A 17958-nucleotide genomic window follows, 5' to 3' on the forward strand; every position below is an offset into this window, starting at 1 on the left:
GTATGGTGCGTGCCGAGCACGCTGGGGGTGCGCGGCTCGGCCACCGAGCGCACGGACAATTACGGGTTGGGAACTATGGTGCTGACCGCTGTCAAGGCAGAGCGAACGCGACTCATCGACCGCCGGACGCCCCGCGACTGGTGGAACCTGGCCGCGATCGCCTTGGTCGTGGTCGTCTTCGCCGCCGTCGCCTGGCACCGCAGGTGGATCTGCGACGACGGGTTGATCGTGCTGCGCACGGTTCGCAACATCCTCGAGGGCAACGGCCCCGTGTACAACGTGGGCGAGCGCGTCGAGTCCAACACGAGCGTGCTGTGGACCTACGTCCTCGTCGTGGCGGGCCTGATCCCCGGTGTCCGGCTGGAGTGGGCCTCGGTGGTCCTCGGTGGCCTGTTCGCCGCCGGCGGGGTGCTGCTGGGTCTACAGGGCGCCCGGCTGCTGCACCCGTCCCGGCTGATCGTGCCCGCGGGCGCGCTGGTCGTGCTCGGCATGTCCCCGTACTGGGACTACGCGACGTCGGGCCTGGAGTCCGGGCTGTGCGTGCTGTGGCTGGCGGGGACCTGGTGGCTGCTGGTCCGGCACGCCACCGGGGCGATGACCGCCGTGTGGCCCACCCTCGTGGTGATCGGCGTCGGCACCCTGGTCCGGCCCGAGTACGCGCTGGTCTCCGCCATCGCCTTCGCCGCGCTGGTCGCGATCCGGCGGCCGGGCTGGCGGGCCGGGCTGCTCTGGGTGGCCATCACGGGCGCGCTGCCCGTCGCGTACCAGATCTTCCGCATGGGCTACTACGGCCTGCTCACCCCGAACACCGCCTTGGCCAAGGAAGGCGGCAAGGCGCGGTGGGAGATGGGCGGGTACTACCTCGACGACTTCGTCTCGTCGTACCAGCTGTGGATTCCGCTGCTGCTGCTCGTCGTGGTCGCCGCGCTGGTGTTCCGGCGGATGCCCCGGCCCACCGTGATCGCGGTCGGCGCGATCGCCGTGTCCGGGCTCGCGCTCGCCCTGTACGTCACCCGCGTCGGTGGTGACTACATGCACGCCCGGATGCTGCTGCCCGCGCTGTTCTGCCTGCTGCTCCCGCTCATGGTGGTGCCGCTGACCAAGTGGCTCGCGGTGCCGGTGCTGGGGCTGGCGGTCTGGGCCGGTGTCGCCGCCGCCTCGCTGCGCTCGGACACGGTGTTCACCCACAAGATCGGCGCGCACAGCATCACCGACGCGCGCGTGTTCTGGCTCGACACGACGCACAAGGCCAACCCGGTCGTCGCGGAGGACGCCGAGGACGTGCCCGGCTACCTCCAGGACATCGCCGCCGCCCGGGCGGGCAAGACCGGCCCCGTCCTGGTGATCAAGATCGGCGCGAACTGGGTCGCGCTGCCCGCGAAGAGCACGGTCGTCACGTCACCGGGCGCTCTCGGGTTCCCCGGCCTGCTCCTGCCGTCGGATCTCAAGGTGACCGACGACCTCGGCCTGGCCAACCCGCTGGCCTCGCACACCGTGTCCATCCCCGGCTACCCGATGGGTCACGACAAGCTCCTCACGCCCCCCTGGTCGATCGCCGACGTGTGCGTGGGCACGCCGGAGGAGCTGTCCGCGCTCACCGGCGGCGCCATCCCGGCCCACGAGATCGCCGCGGCCCGCGTCGCCCTCCAGCGACCGGAGATCCGCCAGATGCTGGACTCGGTGCGCGAGCCGATGACCGCGGGCCGGTTCCTGTCGAACATCGCGAACTCCTTCGAGAACACCAGCCTGCGCTACGGGCGCGACCCGGTGGCCGTCTCCGAAGGACGCTGAGTCCCGAGGATCCTGGTGTGGCGGAGGCGGTCCTCGATGACCGCCGCCACCGCGTGCGGGTGGTCGAGGTGCGGCCGGGGACCGGCCCCGGGCAGGGTCGAGAGCGTGCAGCGGGACGGCCAGGGAACCGGGACGTCCACACCGGTCGTGATGCGGTGCGTCGGGCAGGGCAGGCTTTTCGGTACCACGACGGGCAATGGCGCGCCGAGGAACACCCCGACGGGGTTGGGGAGCTCGCGGGCCAGGTCGAGCGCCGCGGCGGTCGTGTGCCCGTAGAGCGCGGGCGCGCCGGGGACGATTCGAGCGATCTCGTCGGCGCAGCGCGGGTCGTCGGGGGTGACGACCCAGACGGTGTAGCCGATGCCGAGGGCGGCGGCGAGGGGGAGGTAGCGGTCGGGGGCCTCGTCGTGGGGGACGCAGACCAGGTGGGTGGTGGCCTGTTCCCGGGCAGGGGTGATCCGGTGGATCAGCGGCATGGCCCGATGGTCGGCGGCGGCGGTCAACAACCGGTTACGCCGCGACGGGCCGGGCGACGACCGCGCGGTTCGCGATCAACGCGACGTCGACCGGGTCCGTACCGCGAACTGGTACCGGCCCCTGATGCCGCGACTGTTCCTCATGGACCAGGAGCAGGACTTCTTCCGCGTCCGGATGTTCCGCGACGGCGACCTGCGCCGGCTCGTCCCGGCGACGCCGAACGAGGATTCGCCGGGCTACTGGGACCCACCGACTACCCGTCCGCGGTGATGTCGAGGCGGCCGACGCGGTTGGTGGTGAAGAGTCCGAACCAGACGGCGCCGGGTTGGTGGACGTTGAGGTCGCAGGGGTTCGAGGCCGACGACGGCGTGGGCCACGTGCGGACCTCGTGCGTCGCCGGGTCGAAGCGGGCGATCTGGTTGCCCAGGCCGAAGGCCGCCGGGAAGCTCACCGTGAAGTAGACGCGGCCGTCGCTCGCCTCGGCGATGGGGCCGGGCATGGGCAGCGGGTTGCCGACGCTGCCGATGCCCAGGCCGTCGAGGACGCTGGTGAGCAGGCCGTTGAGTCCGAGCAGCGGGTACTCGGTGATCTGGCCGGTCGACGGGGTGATGCGGGCGATCTTCATGCCCAGCGCCTCGGCGACCCAGATCGTGCCGTCGGCCGCCGTCCGCACGCCGACCGGGAAGGAGAGCGGGGTGGGCATCGTGTACTGGGTGAACCGGTGGGTGTCCACGTCGAGCGTGGCGACCTTGTTGAGCTGCGGCAGGTCGAACACCACCGTGCGCCCCGGGCCGGGCTTGATGATGCCGAACAGCGCCCCCACCGCGCCCAGGACCTCCCCCGGCACGCGGAACCTGGCCCACTCCCCCGTCGCCGGGTCGTAGCGGCCGATCGAGTCCAGGCCGCCGAGGGTGAACCACAGCGCGCCGTCCGGGCCGAGGGCCAGGTCGTTGGCCAGGCCGAGGCCGGTGTGCAGCGGGATGCCCAGCGCGCGCACGGCGAACGCGTTCGCCCACGGCAGCGGGTACTCGGTCATGGCGCCGGTGTCGGTGTCGACGCGGAGCAGGCTGTTGCCGGTGACCTGCGGCAGCCAGAGGTCGCCCGCCGCGTCGATGTCCATGCCGCCGGGGACCGACAGCGGCATCGGGGTCGAGTAGTTCGCGAACCAACCGGTCGCCGGGTCGAAGCGGGCCACCTGGCTGCTCACGTACTGCTCCACCCACAGCGCCCCCGAGTGGTCGAACTCCACCTCGCACACCCCGCCGACCGGCAGCGCCGACGGCACGGGGCCGTACTCGGTGATCGGCGCGGGTACCGCCGACGCGGGAGCCGCGGCGAACACCGCGGCCAGGACGAGCACCAGCACCACACGCCGGATTCGCGGCACGGTCGCCTCCCAAGATCACGGGCGATGGTAGTGCGGCCACCGGGCGGTCCGCGATCACTCACACAGGCGAAATATCAGCCGCACCGGACGGGCCGGGCCACGCACCCGTCAGTCCACAGTGGACCAATGGGCGCCGGACCTCGGACGACGGCGGCACGCCCGCCGGAATACCGCCGAATGGAAGACGGAGCCACAATTCGGCACGATTTCCCGAACATTATCCGATCGGGTCCGAAAAGCGCGACGATGTCGTGGGCCATTTCGGTGACACATGCGCACAACCATTGCCGCACTACGCTTTCCTCCGCCAAATTCGATGGCCGTAAGCAGCCACAACGGGAGTTGGAGGACACATGCGCAGATTTCCACCGGCGGCGGTTCTCGTGTTGGTCGCCCTCACCGCGATCCTCGGCGTCAGCGCCGCGACCGCCACACCGGCACCCCAGGTCGCGCCCGCGGCGCACAGCCAGGAGACCTTGCAGTCCCAAGTGGACAAGCACCTGCACGACTACGGCGCGGGCAAGCAGATCGGCGTCAACCAGATCGCCTTCGACGAGGGCCGCACGATCCTCACCCTCCCCCTCCCGGGTGAGCGCGGCGCCCGCGCGGCGAGCGAGCCCGTCTCGGCCCTCGGCACCGCGAACTGCGCGTACGCCTACGCCTGCATCTGGAGCGACACCAACTTCAACGGCACCCGCCTGTCCCGCACGGCCTGCGACCTGATCACCCTCGCGGCCCCGTTCAACACCAGCACCGGCTCGGTCCACAACAACCAGACCAACGGCACCCAGACCGTCCTCTACAACGCGAGCGGTCAGATCCTCAACGCCAACCAGGCCCTCTCCAAGATCAACGACACCGGTGTCGGCACCCGCGCCTACGCCCGCACCTGGCGCGTCTGCTGATCCGCCGCCGGTGAACGCGCCCGAGCGCACCGGGCGCGTTCACCGGTTCACGGCGAAACGAGGGCGGTGTCGCGCAACTGGCGGCGGGAGGTGATGCCGAGTTTCGCGAAGACCTTGTGGAGGTGCCATTCCACGGTGCGCGGGCTGATGAACAGCCGCGTGCCGATTTCCGGGTTGGACAGTCCCTCGCGGGCCAGCCGGGCGATCTGCGACTCCTGGGCGGTGAGTTCCTCGTCGACCGGCGCCGCGGCGCGCTTCCGGACGGTTTCCCCGGTGGCCAGCAGTTCGCGGCGCGCGCGGTCGGCGAAGCCCGCCAGGCCCATCGCCACCAGGTCGGCGTGCGCGGTCCGGAGCTGCTCGCGGGCCTCGACCCGCCGCCCCTCGCGGCGCAGCCACTCCCCGTGCAGGAGCCTGCCCCGGGCCAGGTCGACGCGCAGCGGGCCCCGGGCCAGGTGGGCGATCGACTCGCGGTGCAGCCGGTCGGCCTCCGCCCCGGTGGCGGCCAGGGCGCGCACGCGGGCATCGATGCCGAGCACCCAGTCAGTGGGGGTCAACCGGGCGCGCTCGGCCGCGAGGTCGACGGCCGCCGCGAGCAGGCGCTCGTCCCCGGTGCGCGAGGCCGCCTCCGCCACCTCGGCCGCGGCGGGCATCCGGTAGCCGACCCGGTCGCGCTCGACGACCCGCGCCGCCGCGTCCCGCGCGTCGTCGTGGCGGCCGAGTCCGTTGTGCAGCACGGCGAGCGCGTAGTCGGTGTACGCCACGAGCCTGCCCTGCCCGCGCGCCGCGGCTTCCCGCGCGGCGGCCGCGATCGCCGCCGCCGCGTCCTCCCCCTGGTGGGCGGCGAGCAGGAGCGCGGCGTACCCGACCGGCGGGTTCCGGGTGACGTCCGAGATCGACCGGTCCTCCTCGACCGCGGCCCGGGCCGCGACCAGGTCGCCCGCGCGGATCTCCGCGTCGGCGAGGAAGTTCAGCGCGAACTGGAGCTGGACGAGCGCGCCGGTCTCGCGGGCGCGCTCGACCTGGCGCGCGGCGAGGGTGTGGGCGGCGGCGAAGTCGCCCAGTTCGGCGGCGATGACACCGCCCGCGCGGTTGCCCAGCAACCACAGCTCGTCTACGGCGGCGTCGAGCACGAGCACGGCGGTCAGCGCCTCGGACAACGGCGCCGCGGCAGCCGGGAATCCCTTGGTGAGGCGGGTTTCCAGCGCGTCCAGCATCAGGTCGACCGCGCGCGGCGGGACGCGCGCCGGGAGCGGCGTCCCGACCTCGGCGGGCGTGTCGGTCCAGATGGTCGCGGAGACCGCCGCCAGCCGCGCCTCGCGCGCGCGGTCGGCGTCGAGCGGTGCCAGGCTCCGGGCCGCGGCCAGCAGGAGGCCGGCGGCGTCGGTGCCGCGGCGCCGGTCGAACGCGATCTGACCGCGCAGGTGCGCCACCTCGGCGGCGCGCAGCGAGTCGGGTGGTCCGGCGGCGACGGCGTCCAGCAGGTCGAGCGCGGCGTCGAGCAGCCCGGCGTCCCGCTTGGACCGGGCAGCGGCGAGTTCCCGCCGGGCCCGGTCGCCCGCGGCCGGGGTCAGCAGCGCCGCCTGCTCCAGGCAGGCCGCCGACGCGACCAGCCCACCCCGGGCCCGGGCGCGGTCGGCCGACCGCTCCAGTTCGGCGGCCACGTCCTCGTCGGGGGTGGCGGTGGCCAGCGCGCGGTGCCAGGCGCGCCGGTCAGGGTCGGTGGCCGGGTCGGTCACGTCGGCGAGCACCCGGTGCGCGGTGTGCCGGTCGCTGGTCGTGGCGGACCGGTAGACCGCCGAGCGGACCAGGGGGTGCCGGAACCGCACCCGCCGCCCGAACTCGATCAGCCCGGTCTCCTCGGCGGCGGTCGCCGGGTCGGCCCCGAGGCCGAGCAGGCTCGCCGCGGCCCAGAGGAGGGTGGCGTCGCCCAGGGGTTCGGCGGCGGCGACGAGCAGCAGGCGCCGGGTGTCCTCGGGCAGGGCCTCGACCTGGCGGGCGAACGCGCGCTCGAGCCTGCCCGCCAGCCCGGCGGGTCCGGTGAACCCGTCGACCAGTTCGGCGTCGGTCCAGGTGCGGGGCAGCTCGACGATGGCGAGCGGGTTGCCGTGCGCCTCGGCGACGACGCGGTCGCGCACCCTCGGGTCCACCGGCCCCTTGACGACGGTGTCGAGCAGCAGCCGGGCGTCGTCGGGCCGGAGGCCGCCGACGACGAGTTCGGGCAGGTCGGCCAGCTCGGGCGCGGGCTCGCGGGTGGCGAACACCAGGACGACCCGCTCGGCCAGCAGCCTGCGCGCGACGAACGCGAGCACCTGCGCCGACATCCGGTCCAGCCACTGCGCGTCGTCGACCAGGCACACCAGGGGTTCGTCCTCGGCGACCTCGGCGAGCAGCGTCAGCACGGCGAGGCCGATGAGGAACCGGTTGGGCCGGTCGCCCGCGCTGAGCCCGAAGGCGGTGCCGAGCGCGTCGCGCTGCGGGTCCGGCAGGCCCGGGACGCGGTCGAGGAAGGGGACGCAGAGCTGGTGCAGGCCGGAGTAGACGAGTTCGCGCTCGGACTCGACGCCCGAGGCCCGGACGACCCGGTGACCGGTGGCCCGGGCAGCCAGGTGGTCGAGGAGGGCGGTCTTGCCGATTCCGGCCTCTCCGCGCAGGACCAGCACCTGGCCGCGGCCGTGGAGCAGGCGGTCGAGCGCCGCGCACTCGTCCCGCCTGCCGAGCAGTTCCGCCACCCGTCCCCCTCCACCCTGGCTCCCCACGGTAGCGCGTGCCCGTGGCGGACCAGGGTGTTACCCGGGGGCGATGGGGGTCCCCGGGGGGCCATCGTTGGTGGCACGGCGGCCGACGGGGCCGCGGGGAACGGGAGCGGCGAGATGGACATGGGGTTGGAGGTCGTGGTCGTGCCGGTGTCGGACGTCGACCGGGCCAAGCACTTCTACCAGGCGCTGGGGTGGCGGCTCGACGCCGACTTCCCCGGTCCGGACGGTTTCCGCGTCGTGCAGCTGACCCCGCCCGGCTCGGCCGCGTCGATCATCTTCGGCGACGGGGTGAGCGACGGGGTGAGCGACGCGGCGCCGGGCGCGGTCCGGGGTCTGCACCTGGTGGTGGCCGACGTCGAGGCGGCCCGCGCGGAGCTGCTGGCGCGCGGCGCGGCGGTCAGCGAGGTCTTCCACGACGCGGGTGGGGTGTTCCACCGCGCGGGGACCACCGGCCGGGTCACCGGCCCGGACCCGGCGCGGCGCAGCTACGCCTCGTTCGCGTCCTTCGCGGACCCGGACGGCAACGAGTGGATCCTGCAGGAGATCACGACGCGGCTCCCCGGCCGCTGATTGGGGTGTTGGTCATGAGCGTGACGTTCAGGACGGCGGAAGAGCTGGCCCAGGCGCTGCGGCGGGCGGCCGAGGCGCACGGCGCGCACGAGGCGCGGACCGGTCGCGAGGACGCGGACTGGCCGACCTGGTACGCCGAGCACATGGTGCGCGAGCAGCGCTTCGCGCACCTGCCGGAGCGGGTGGAGACCAGCCGGACGACGACGGCGCAGGAGACGGTCCCGGCCCGGGGCGCGGACGGCGAGCACGACTTCTTCCTCCGCTACGGCACCGGCGGCGACGACCTGTCGGACGGGTGACCACCTCGCCACACCGGCCGCGCGGGCTACGCGTGTCCGGTGTGGCGGGCGGCCTGCCGCAGGTCGATCTCCTCGATCAGCTCGCGGGCCACGTCCTCGGTGACCCGCCGTTGCGCGACCGCGCGGCCCAGCGCCAGGCGCTGCGCCTCGAACGCCGCGTCGACATCGGTCACGGGTTGGGCGGCGGTCTCGGCGACGACCTGCCTGCCGATGTCGCGCAGCCGCCGCTGCTCGGCCCGTTCGGCGTCGAGGTCGAAGTCGAGCTTGCGGGCCAGCCACCCGATGGTGGTGCCCTGGATGAGCAGGGTGCCGAGGGTGACGATCAACGCGATCGCCTGGATCGCGGCGCGACCGGGGAACGGCTCGCCGGAGTCGGTGTACTCGGGGATGCCCGCCGCGGCGGCCAGGGTGAGGATGCCGCGCATGCCGACCCAGCCGACGAGCGCGGTCTCCTTGACCGTGGGCGGGGGCAGCGGTTCGCCGCGCCTGCGGTCCCCCCGCTTGCGCGGCGGGCGCGGTCGGCGTTGCAGGCGCCGCGCGATCCGCCGGTGGCGCAGGGTCCAGCGGCCGAACAGGCCGAAGACCGCGACGACGCGGAACACGATCGCCGCCACGAGCAGCACACCGGCCGCGACCAGCGTCGGGACGACACCGGGTTCCTGGGCGCCGAGGTCCTCGAGCACGAACCGCAGCCGCAGTCCGATGTAGGCGAAGACGAACGTCTCCAGCAGGAAGTCCATGACCCGCCAGACGCTCTCCTCCTGCAACCGGGTCCGGTAGCCGCCCGGGTACTGGTGCTTCGGGTCCAGCGCGAGGTTGATGCTGAGGAAGAACGCGGCGGCGACCACGGCGAGGATGCCGGAGGCGTGGGCCTGCTCGGCGGTGAGGAACGCGGTGAACGGCAGCAGCAGCACCAACGCGGTCTCCAGCGTCGGGTTGCCGAGCTTCTTGCGGATCAGCAGGGCCACGATGGCGAACCCGACGCCGATGCCGAGCCCGGTGAAGGCGGTGCGGAAGAACTCGCCGACCCCGCCGAGCCAGGTGGCGTGCGCCCCGTTGACCGCCGCCACCGCGATGCTGAACAACGTCAACGCGGTCGCGTCGTTGACCAGGCTCTCCCCGGTCAGGATCGACGTCGCGCGGCTGGGCAGGCCGATCTCGTCGCCGTGGGAGACCGTGGTGATGGTGTCCGGCGGGGCGAGCACGCTGCCGAGCACGAACGCGGCGGCCAGTCCGATCGACGGCAACAACAGCGACGAGAGCAGCCCCAGCACACCCGCCGTGAGCACGACGGTGACGACGCCGAGGTAGATGATCGCCCGCAGGTTCGCCCCGAACCGGGCCAGCGAGGCGCCGCGGGTCGCCGAGTAGAGCAGCGGCGGCACGACGAGCGCGAGGATCAACTCGCTCTCCAACTCCAACCGCGGCACGCCCGGGATGAACGACGCGCCCGCGGCGAGCACCACGATCAGCCAGCCCGGTTCGACGCGGTGCTTGCGGGCCACGGCGGTGACCGCGATCCCGATGCCGACGATGAGCAGGAGCTGAACGCCATTCACGCGGCAACCTTAAAGGCCGGTCCGCGGGTGCCGCGCGCGCAAGAGCCGTCGCCCGCCCCGTTGTCGGTGGGGCGTGGGAGGCTGCCGGGCGTGACGGGGAAACGCGAGGAATTGATCAACGAGCTGGTGCGGATCGTCGCCGAGCACGCCGAGGGAGGCCCGAAGCCGCACGTGTGGCAGGTGGTGAACGCCGGGGGTCCCCACCGGTTCGGCTGGTTCCCCCACTCGCCCCACGGGTACATCGCCGGTCTGGACACCGACGTCCTGCGGAACCTCGAACGCGAACTGCGCGCGCCCGGCGACTCGCGGCGCCTGACCATGCAGGTGACGCTCGACGCCGACGGCAACGGCACCTTCGACCACACCTTCGACCTGTGGACGATCTCCCCGCCCCAGGTCGTCCTCGACCCGGACTACACCTACCCCAACCGCCCCTTCCCCGGGATGCCGCGCCCCGAGGCCGCGACCCCGACCGACGCGCCCACCGATCCCGTGGCGCTCCGCGAGATCCAGGCGCTCGTCGACGAGTTCGCCGCGCAGTACGACCGGGTCAAGGGGCGGCCACCGGAGTTCGGCAGGGCCGTCACGGAGGAGGAGTTGCGGACCACCGAGGCGGCACTGGGGGCGCGGTTGCCCGAGGACGTCCGGGCGCTGTACCGGCTCGTCGGCGCGGACCACCGGGAACTCGGCCTGCTGGGCCGCTACAGCCTATTGGACCTCGACGACGTGGTCGACCAGTACGAGTACGACACCCGCGGCGTCGGCGACTACGACCGAGACGGGGTGTTCACCGAGAACCGAACCGCCTGCGAGACCGGACCGGCGGGCCACGTCCGGCGGCTCTTCCGCGACGACTGGTGGGTCGAGATCGGTCGCGACGGCGCCGGTCTGGCCTTGGTCGCCGACCTCGACCCGGGTCCGGAGGGACGCTCCGGTCAGCTCCTGGTGGCCGGGCGGGGCGTGGAGGGCACGGTGGAGTACGTGGCCGAGTCCGTCACCGCCCTGCTGCGGTCGGTGGTTGAGGCCGTCCGCGCGGACCGCGTGAACCGGGAGCACCCCTCCCCCGGCCACCTCGGTGCCGTCCTCGCCCCGGCGAACCAGTGGTACCAGCCGTCGCACCTCGTCGGCGACCGCGCGCTCACCGACGTGCTCGCGGAACTGCCCGCCGCGGACGTCCAACAGCTCTACCTGATCGAGGCCACCGACCTCGACCTCACCGCCCTGTCCGCCACACCCCGCCTGCGCGAGCTGTACGTCAACCGGGCGGGCCGGGTGACGGTGTGGCTGCCGCCGGGGCTGGAGTCCCTGTCGTTGCAGGCCACCGAGGCCGACCTGACCCTCCTGAAAGACCACCGCGCGCTGTGGGACCTCACGGTCCGGGGCGTGCGCGTGCGGGCCACCGACCTGCCCGCCTCCCTCGTCCGCCTGGACCTGTCCGAGGCGGAGGTCGACGACATCGACGCCCTGGCCGACCTGGACCTGCGGGTCCTCATCCTCAACTGGGCCCAGTGGGCCCAGCTGACCCGCGTCCCTAAGCGCCTAGCCGCCGCACAGTCCAACGGCGACAGCACCCTCGCCGAAGTGGCCACGTGGACGGCGAGACTGCGGGGAGCCGAGTAGGCCCGCGCGAGCAGTGGGCGCGGTGAACCATGTGCCGAGGAGGCTCGCCGCGCGCGTGAACCACTACTCGATCCTTACCGACGCCGCCGCGCGACCTGAGTGGTCACGCGGCACCCGACAGTCGGCCTGGGCGGTCGGCCGACAGGAAGCGGTCGACCGCGCAGCGGAGTTCGTCGGGTCGGTCGACCTCGACGTGGTGGCCCGCGCCCGTGATTCGGGTGATCTCGGCGTGCGGCAGGGACCGGTGGAACACGGCCAGGCGATCTCCCACGAGCAGGCCGCCCGGCACGGTCGGGTCCGGGGCGACCGCCAGCACCGGTGCGGTGACCGGTGCCAGCAGGGAAGGCCAGTCGACCGCTCCCTGTTCTCCCTCCACCATCGCCGCGAATACCCCGTCGGCGGTGTCGGACAGGGCCGCCGCGATCATCCGGAGCCAGGTGGGGTCGCGGCGGGAGCCGCGGCCCAGGTCCGCGACGATGTCCGCCAGCGGCGCGCGGGCCAGCTCCCAGCTCCGCCGCATGTCCGCCCGCACCGCGGCCCAGTCGTCGTCGAGGAGGATCGGGGGGTCCACCACCACGACGCGCCCCAGGGCTGGGTGGCCTTCGGCGGCGGCGTACAGGGCGACGTTGGCGCCCAGGGAGTGTCCTAAGAGGTCTGTCTCGCCGAACCGCGAGGACAGGCCGTCGACCAGGGCGAGGACGTCGGCGGCGTAATCGGTGAACCGGTAACCCCGATCGGGTCGGTCGGACAGGCCGTGGCCGCGCAGGTCGAGGCAGTACACCGCGCGGTGTCCGGCCAGTGCGCCCGCGAGCGGGGCGAAGGTGCGCCAGGACTCCCAGATCCCGTGCAGCACAAGCAAAGGGGGCAGCTCCTGGCCCGGCCCCCGCCACACGGCCGCGTGCAGCCACACCTGGTTCGCGGGCAGGAACACCGAATGCCTTCTGGTCGCGGACATGAGAGGCCATGGTCCGCGCGGGGGTTCGCGGTCGGTTATCCGGCCCGGTGGTCCGTAACCCCTGGCTAACCCCGTCTCCATAGCTTGCCGAGCGCGTCGCTTTCGCTTGACAAGTCCCCGGATGGGAGCCCGATATGCCGATCTCGCTACCCGCGGGAGACCGCCCAGCAGGACAACCCGAACCCGACCGGCGCGCCGTGGCCGCGTGGCGCACCCACCTCGCGGGCGCCCCCGCCGTGCTCGACCTGCCGACGGACCGCCCCGTGCTCGACGAGCCCTACCAGGCCGCCGAGGTGGCGGTGCCGGTGGCGCGGGAGGTGGTCGGGCTCGTGTCGGGCGCGGGCTCGGACCCCGTCGACGGGTGGCTGGTCGCGTTCGCGGTGCTGCTGCACCGGTTCTCCGGCCAGCACGAGGTGGTCATCGGGACCCCGGACGGTCAGACCGCGGTCGCGCACCGGTTGGCGTTGACCGGCCACGAGACGTTCACCGCCGCGGTGGCCGCCCGGTCCCGCCCCGACTTACCCGGCCTGTCCCTGGCCGACTTCACCACCCTGTTCCACCCGACCCGCCCGCACGCCACGCCGTTCAGCGCGGGCGTCGTGCTCGCCGACGACCCGCGCCCGTGGTCCGGCGCGCGCCTGTCGCTGCTGGTCGACACCGCGTCGACCAAGGTGCGCCTGGGCTACGACGCCGCCGTGCTCGACGAGGACCGCGCGGTGCGCATCGCCGAGCACCTGGCACAGCTGACCGCCGCCGTGCACGCCGACCCCGACCGGCCCATCGGGCTGCTGGAGATGCTGCCGCCCGCCGAGCGCGAGCGCGTCCTGGTGGGTTTCAACGCCACCACCCGCGATTACGCCGACCAGCGCACCTTCGAGCGCCGCGTAGCCGATCTGGCACTGTCGCACCCGGACTCCCCCGCCGTCGCCTACCGCACCACGACACTCACCTACGCCGAGCTGGACGCTGCGAGCAACCGCCTCGCCCACGACCTCGCCGCGCACGGCGCCGCCCCCGGCACGCACGTCGGCGTGTTCCTGGAGCGCTCGGCGGACGCCGTCGTCGCCACGCTCGCCGCGCTGCGCACCGGTGCCGCGGTCGTGCCGCTGGACCCGGCCGACGACGACGAGTGGACCGCCTACATGATCCGCGACGCCGCGCCGGTCGCCGTGGTCACCGACTCGGGTCTGGTCGGTCGGCTGCGTTCGGTGCGCACCGCCAAGGAAGGCGCCTACCGACCGGCCGTCGTGCACGTCGACTCCGACGCCGACCGCGTCGCCGCGCGACCGGCCACGCACCCCGGGGTGGTCACCGGGCTCGACGACCTCAGCCACATCGTTTACACCTCCGGTTCCACCGGCCTGCCCAAGGGCGCGCGCGGCACGCACCACTCGCTGGTGAACCTGATGAACTGGATGGTCGAGGCCTACGACATCACGGCGGAGTCGAGCGGCACATGGATGTCCTCCCCCGGGTTCGCCATCGGCCGCATGGAGTGGATGCCGTTCCTGGCCGCCGGTGCCCGGCTGCACGTCGCCGACGCGGTCACCACCAGCTCCCCGGCCCGGGTGCGCGACTGGCTGCTGGCCCGCAAGGTCACCCACACGCTGCTGGTCACCTCCTTCGCGCAGCGGGTGTGCGCGCTGCACTGGCCCGCGTCCGCCGCGCTGCGGTTCATGATCGTGCTGGGCGAGCCCGTGCGGTCCTGGCCCGCCGCGCCGCTGCCGTTCGAGGTCGCCATTTCCTACGGCGCCACCGAGGTCACCGTCGCCACCTCCGGCTACGACGCGGTGACCGGCGAGCGCGAGACGTCCGCGACCGCGGGCGAGCACACCGGCGTGCCGACGGTCGGACGACCGGTCGCCAACTCCCGCGTCTACCTGCTCGACGAGCACCTCGCGCCCGTGCCGGTCGCGGCGGTCGGCGAGATCTACGTCGGCGGCGCGGGCCTGTGCGACGGCTACCTGAACCAGCCCGCGCGCACCTCGGAGCGGTTCGTCACCAACCCGCTGCCCGAGGAGCCGGGCGAGGTGCTGTTCCGCACCGGCGACCTGGGCCGCTGGCGCCCGGACGGGCGGCTGGAGGTCATCGGCCGCCAGGACGCGCAGACCTGGGTGCGCGGCGTGCTGGTGGAGATCAGCCGCGTGGAGGCCGCGCTGGCGGCTCGCCGCGAGGTCCGCGAGGTCGCGGTGCTGGCCTGCGCGGGCGCGGGTGGTGGTCAGCTGGTGGGTTACGTGGTCCCCAGCGACCCCGCCGCGTGGGCGCCGGAGCCGGTGCTGGCGAACCTGCGGCAGCGGCTGCCCGAGCACCAGGTGCCGACGTTGCTGATCGCGCTGGACAAGCTGCCCCGGCTGGCCAACGGCAAGCTGGACCGGCAGGCGCTGCCCAAGCCGCCGTCGGCGTCCGCGCCGGTGGCCGACGAGGCGAACCGGTTCACGCCGTTCGCGCTGACCGACACGCAGCAGGCGTACTGGGTGGGCCGCAGCGACGCGGTCGAGCTCGGCAGCGTCGGCTGCCACGGCTACTGGGAGTGGGAGAGCCCGGACCTCGACGTCGACCGGTTCCTCACCGCGTGGCAGAAGGTGCTGGACCGGCACGACTCGCTGCGCACCGTCATCCGGCCGGACGGCACGCAGCAGGTCATCGAGAACCCGCCCGCGCACCGGATCCCGGTGCTGGACCTGCGGGAGCTGCCCGAGGCGCGGGCCCAGGCCCGCGCGGAGGAGCTGCGCGAGCAGCTGGCGCACCTCGTGCTGCCCGCCGACACGTACCCGCTGTGGGACGTGCGGGTCACCCGGCTGCCGGGTGGTCGTGGCCGCGTCCACCTCGGGCTGGACCTGCTGATCATCGACGCGTGGAGCTACTTCCAGGTGCTGGTCCCGGACCTGGTCGCCTACTACGAGGACCCGGACGTCCAGCTGCCGCCGATCGGGTTGCGGTTCCGCGACTACGTGGTCTCCGTCGAGGGCGAGCTGGAGTCCACTGAGGACTACCGGCGGGCCAAGGACTACTGGCTGTCGCGGGTCGACGACCTGCCGCCCGCGCCGGAGCTGCCCAAGGCGCTCACGCCGCCGCCCGCGCGGTCCAGGTTCACCCGCCGCGAGCACACCGTGTCCGCGCCGCGCTGGGCCGCGCTCAAGGAGCGGGCCACCGCCGAGTCGGTGACCCCGTCGGGCATCGTGGTCGCGATCCTGGCCGAGGTGCTGCGGGCGTGGAGCGCGGCCGACCGGTTCACCATCAACTTCCCGCTGTTCAACCGGCTCGCCGTGCACCCGGACATCGACCGGATGATCGGCGACTTCACCACCACCTCGCTGCTGGCCGTGGACAAGGTCGACGGCACCTTCGCCGACCGCGCGCGGTCCGTGCAGACGCAGCTGCTGGCCGACCTGGAGCATCGGCACTTCGGCGGTGTGCGGGTGATGCGCGAGATGGCCACCCGCGCGGGGGTCGCCTCGCACGCGGCGTTCCCGATCGTCGTCACGAGCCTGCTCGGCCAACCGCCGCGCGCCTTCCACACCGCGCTCGGCGAGGCCATCTACACCAGCACCCAGACCCCGCAGGTCACGCTGGACGTGCAGGTGTCGGAGGTGTCCGGCGCGCTGGCGTTCAGCTGGGACTCCGTCGACGAGGCGTTCCCCGACGGGCTGCTGGCCGACATGTTCGGCGCGTACGTCGACCTGGTCGAGCGGCTGGTGGACGAGGAGGACGCCTGGGACCTGGCCCGGTTCCCCGTGGTGCCCGCGCACCAGCTCGCGGCCCGCGCGGCGGCCAACGACACCGCCGTCGAGTGGCCGGAGCTGCTGCTGCACACCGCGGTCGCCGAGCACGCGGCGTCCCGGCCGGACGCCACGGCGGTCGTGTTCGGCGAGACCCGGCTCTCCTACGCGGAGCTGTCGCGGCGGGTCAACCAGGTCGGGCACGTACTGCGGGACGGCGGCGCCCGGCCGGACGAGCTCGTCGCGGTCGTGACGCGCAAGGGCTGGGAGCAGATCGTGGCCGCGCACGGCGTGCTGGCCTCGGGCGCGGCGTACCTGCCGATCGATGCTGGGGTGCCCGCCGAGCGGCTGCGCTACCTGCTCGACCACGGCCGGGTCACCACCGCGCTGACCCAGTCCACCGTGGACGTCGAGTGGCCGGAGGGGATCCGCGTGCTGCGGGTCGACACCGACTTCGCCGACGCGCCCACCACGCCCCTGCCGCCCGCGCAGACCCCGACCGACCTCGCGTACGTCATCTACACCTCGGGGTCGACCGGCAAGCCCAAGGGCGTCATGGTCGACCACCGGGGCGTGGCGAACACCATCCTCGACGCCAACGCCCGCCACGGCATCGGCCCGAACGACAAGTGCATGGCGGTGTCGGGGCTGCACTTCGACCTGTCCGTCTACGACGTGTTCGGCATGATCGCCGCCGGTGGCACCGTGGTCATCCCGGAGCCGTCGGAGAACCCCGACCCGGAGCGCTGGGCCGACCTGGTCCGCACCGAGGGCGTGACATTCTGGAACTCGGTGCCGACGCTGGTGGAGATCCTGGTCGGCTACGCCGAGGGCGAGAACCTGCCGAACCCGCTGGCGCCGCTGCGCACGGTCGTCCTGGCCGGTGACTGGATCCCGGTGTCCCTGCCGGACCGCCTGCGCGCCGTGGCGCCGGGGGTGCGGGTGATCGCCTCCGGCGGCCCGACCGAGTCCTGCGTCTGGTCGGTGGTCAACCCGCTCGGCGAGGTCGACCAGTCGCTGCCGAGCATCCCCTACGGCAAACCGATGGCCAACCAGCGCTACCACGTCCTCGACGCGCACCGGCAGCACCGGCCGACGTGGGTGCCCGGTGAGATCCACATCGCCAGCCAGGTCGGTCTGGCGCGCGGCTACTGGCGCGACCGCGACCGCACCGAGGCTCAGTTCTTCGCGCTGCCCGGCGAGGAGCCCCGGGTTTACGCCTCGGGCGACCTGGGCCGCTACCTGCCCGACGGGTCGATCGAGATCCTGGGCCGCGCGGACTTCCAGGTGAAGATCCAGGGGCACCGGATCGAGCTCGGCGAGGTCGAGGCCGTGCTGGCCGAGCACCCGGCGGTGGAGCGCGCGGTGGTGGTCGCGGCGGGCAAGACCCGGGCCACGACCCGGCTGGTGGCGTTCGCGACCGCGTCCGGCGACGAGCCGGACCCGGCCGAGCTGCGCGCCCACCTGGCGGCCCGGCTGCCCGACTACCTGGTGCCCGCCACCATCCGGGTGCTCGACGAGCTGCCGCTGACCGGCAACGGCAAGGTCGACCGGCTGGCGCTGACCGCGTCCGGCTCCGGTCTGGCCGTGGTCGAGGAGATCAGCGGCCCGCCCGAGGGCCCGGTCGAGGAGGCCGTGGCGGCCATCTGGTGCGAGCTGCTGGGGCTGGCCGCGGTCGGTCGCGGTGACCACTTCTTCCGGCTCGGCGGGAACTCGATCATCGCGACGAAGGTGGTGGCCCGGCTCCGGGAGCTGTTCGGCGTCGAGCTGTCGCTGCGGGTGGTGTTCACCCAGCCCACGGTGGCGCGGATCGCCGCGGCGCTGGTGGCCGACCCGGCCGACGCCGAGCAGGTGCTGGCCGTGTGCGCGCTGCTCGCCGACCTCACCGACGACCAGCTCGCCGAGCTGGCAGGCTAGGCC

At 73.5% G+C, this 17958-nt stretch carries 12 protein-coding genes; 7 read left to right on the plus strand and 5 right to left on the minus strand.

Annotated features, from left to right (window positions below):
* Positions 1–9: 9 nt before the first annotated feature.
* Positions 10–1791, plus strand: coding sequence for an arabinofuranosyltransferase AftB family protein (locus CLV40_RS33135; RefSeq protein WP_146108355.1), 1782 nt, complete (start codon positions 10–12; stop codon positions 1789–1791).
* Here the strand turns inward: CLV40_RS33135 and CLV40_RS33140 are convergent.
* Positions 1752–2267 carry a hypothetical protein gene (locus tag CLV40_RS33140; protein ID WP_146108356.1) on the minus strand — a complete coding sequence of 172 codons (516 nt, stop codon included), beginning with the start codon at positions 2265–2267 and terminating at the stop codon, positions 1752–1754. The genes CLV40_RS33135 and CLV40_RS33140 overlap by 40 nt on opposite strands.
* Here CLV40_RS33140 and CLV40_RS38555 point away from each other — a divergent pair.
* Entirely contained in the window at positions 2266–2538 is a 273-nt protein-coding gene (locus tag CLV40_RS38555) for a hypothetical protein (protein ID WP_181043899.1), read from the plus strand. The genes CLV40_RS33140 and CLV40_RS38555 overlap by 2 nt on opposite strands.
* Here the strand turns inward: CLV40_RS38555 and CLV40_RS33150 are convergent.
* A complete protein-coding gene (locus tag CLV40_RS33150; RefSeq protein WP_104482968.1) occupies positions 2522–3655 on the minus strand; it encodes a Vgb family protein in 1134 nt (377 codons plus the stop codon). The genes CLV40_RS38555 and CLV40_RS33150 overlap by 17 nt on opposite strands.
* A 353-nt stretch (positions 3656–4008) precedes the next feature.
* Here CLV40_RS33150 and CLV40_RS33155 point away from each other — a divergent pair, with 353 nt between their 5' ends.
* Positions 4009–4560 (plus strand): hypothetical protein, encoded by a 552-nt coding sequence (locus CLV40_RS33155; protein ID WP_146108357.1) that lies wholly within the window; start codon positions 4009–4011, stop codon positions 4558–4560.
* Between the two features lie 47 nt (positions 4561–4607).
* Here CLV40_RS33155 and CLV40_RS33160 read toward each other — a convergent pair whose 3' ends face one another.
* Positions 4608–7289, minus strand: coding sequence for a helix-turn-helix transcriptional regulator (locus tag CLV40_RS33160; protein WP_245931728.1), 2682 nt, complete (start codon positions 7287–7289; stop codon positions 4608–4610).
* 141 nt (positions 7290–7430) lie between these two features.
* Here CLV40_RS33160 and CLV40_RS33165 point away from each other — a divergent pair, with 141 nt between their 5' ends.
* Together CLV40_RS33165 and CLV40_RS33170 are read left to right on the plus strand one after the other, a co-directional pair.
* Positions 7431–7886 carry a VOC family protein gene (locus CLV40_RS33165; protein WP_104482971.1) on the plus strand — a complete coding sequence of 152 codons (456 nt, stop codon included), beginning with the start codon at positions 7431–7433 and terminating at the stop codon, positions 7884–7886.
* Positions 7887–7900: 14 nt separating this feature from the next.
* Positions 7901–8185, plus strand: a complete 285-nt coding sequence (locus CLV40_RS33170; protein WP_146108358.1) for a hypothetical protein — start codon at positions 7901–7903, stop codon at positions 8183–8185.
* 26 nt (positions 8186–8211) lie between these two features.
* On the opposite strand, the gene CLV40_RS33175 is transcribed toward CLV40_RS33170, so the two are convergent.
* Positions 8212–9744, minus strand: a complete 1533-nt coding sequence (locus CLV40_RS33175; protein ID WP_104482973.1) for a cation:proton antiporter — start codon at positions 9742–9744, stop codon at positions 8212–8214.
* A 90-nt stretch (positions 9745–9834) separates the two neighbouring features.
* Here CLV40_RS33175 and CLV40_RS33180 point away from each other — a divergent pair, with 90 nt between their 5' ends.
* Positions 9835–11364, plus strand: a complete 1530-nt coding sequence (locus CLV40_RS33180; RefSeq protein ID WP_146108359.1) for an SMI1/KNR4 family protein — start codon at positions 9835–9837, stop codon at positions 11362–11364.
* Positions 11365–11467: 103 nt separating this feature from the next.
* On the opposite strand, the gene CLV40_RS33185 is transcribed toward CLV40_RS33180, so the two are convergent.
* Positions 11468–12319: an alpha/beta fold hydrolase gene (locus CLV40_RS33185; RefSeq protein WP_181043900.1), complete on the minus strand. Its 852-nt coding sequence runs from the start codon at positions 12317–12319 to the stop codon at positions 11468–11470.
* Between the two features lie 134 nt (positions 12320–12453).
* On the opposite strand from CLV40_RS33185, the gene CLV40_RS33190 reads away from it, so the two are divergent.
* Positions 12454–17955: a non-ribosomal peptide synthetase gene (locus CLV40_RS33190; RefSeq protein WP_146108360.1), complete on the plus strand. Its 5502-nt coding sequence runs from the start codon at positions 12454–12456 to the stop codon at positions 17953–17955.
* Positions 17956–17958 lie beyond the last annotated feature (3 nt).

The organism is Actinokineospora auranticolor (assembly GCF_002934265.1).
In the GTDB taxonomy this organism is placed as follows: domain Bacteria; phylum Actinomycetota; class Actinomycetes; order Mycobacteriales; family Pseudonocardiaceae; genus Actinokineospora; species Actinokineospora auranticolor.

Excerpts from the sequence above, each read along its gene's own strand:
- CLV40_RS33170 (WP_146108358.1), top strand. The coding sequence starts at position 7,901 with ATGAGCGTGACGTTCAGGACGGCGGAAGAGCTGGCCCAGGCGCTGCGG.
- CLV40_RS33155 (WP_146108357.1), top strand. The coding sequence starts at position 4,009 with ATGCGCAGATTTCCACCGGCGGCGGTTCTCGTGTTGGTCGCCCTCACC.
- CLV40_RS33165 (WP_104482971.1), top strand. The coding sequence starts at position 7,431 with ATGGACATGGGGTTGGAGGTCGTGGTCGTGCCGGTGTCGGACGTCGAC.
- CLV40_RS33185 (WP_181043900.1), bottom strand. The coding sequence starts at position 12,319 with ATGTCCGCGACCAGAAGGCATTCGGTGTTCCTGCCCGCGAACCAGGTG.
- CLV40_RS38555 (WP_181043899.1), top strand. The coding sequence starts at position 2,266 with ATGGCCCGATGGTCGGCGGCGGCGGTCAACAACCGGTTACGCCGCGAC.
- CLV40_RS33140 (WP_146108356.1), bottom strand. The coding sequence starts at position 2,267 with ATGCCGCTGATCCACCGGATCACCCCTGCCCGGGAACAGGCCACCACC.
- CLV40_RS33190 (WP_146108360.1), top strand. The coding sequence starts at position 12,454 with ATGCCGATCTCGCTACCCGCGGGAGACCGCCCAGCAGGACAACCCGAA.